General features: G+C 65.8%; 1 protein-coding gene. It reads right to left on the bottom strand.

What is annotated here, in order from left to right; genetic code table 11:
- On the bottom strand, positions 1 to 737 hold a 737-nt coding region (locus EN914_RS37255), incomplete at both ends, for a glutamate-5-semialdehyde dehydrogenase (protein WP_127389774.1).

Raw genomic sequence — 737 nt, 5'->3', positions numbered from 1 at the left:
TGCGCATCCTCGGCGACGATCGCCTCGGTGTGATGCGAGGAAAACGTCTCGATATGCTCGATCGCACCACCGATACCGTCGACCAGTTTTACCGCGATGATGGCATCGAGATATTCTGTCACCCAATCGGCATCGGTCGCCGGTTTGGCGTCGAAAAACACTTTCAGCACCTCGGTATCGGCATGGATTTCGCAGCCGGCCGCGCGCAGCGCGTCGAGGATCGGCACCAGATGCGTGGAGGCAACCGCCCGGTCGACGAGCAGCGTCTCGGCGGCACCGCAGACGCCGGTGCGCCGCATCTTGGCGTTGACGGCGATCCGCACCGCCATATCGAGCTTGGCGGAACGGTCGATGTAGAGATGGCAGATGCCTTCGAGATGGGCGAAGACCGGGACCCGCGCCTCGGCCTGCACCCGTCCGACCAGGCTTTTGCCGCCGCGCGGGATAATGACGTCGAGGTTGCCGCCCAACCCCTTCAGCATCTCGCCGACGGCGGCGCGGTCGGTGGTCGGCACCAGCTGGATGGCATCCTCCGGCAGGCCCGCTTGCTTCAGCCCTTCGACCAGGCAGGCGTGGATGGCGGCGGAAGAATTGAGCGAATCCGAACCGCCGCGCAGGATCACCGGATTGCCGGCTTTGAGGCACAGCGCGCCGGCATCGGCGGTGACGTTCGGGCGGCTCTCATAGATGACGCCGACGACGCCGAGCGGCGTGCGCACGCGCTCGATATGCAGGCC

The sequence above is a fragment of the Mesorhizobium sp. M7A.F.Ca.CA.001.08.2.1 genome (assembly GCF_003998455.1).
GTDB lineage: Bacteria > Pseudomonadota > Alphaproteobacteria > Rhizobiales > Rhizobiaceae > Mesorhizobium > Mesorhizobium ciceri.
The sequence above is the reverse complement of the archived record's forward strand: the minus strand, read 5'-3'. Positions and strand labels throughout refer to the sequence as shown.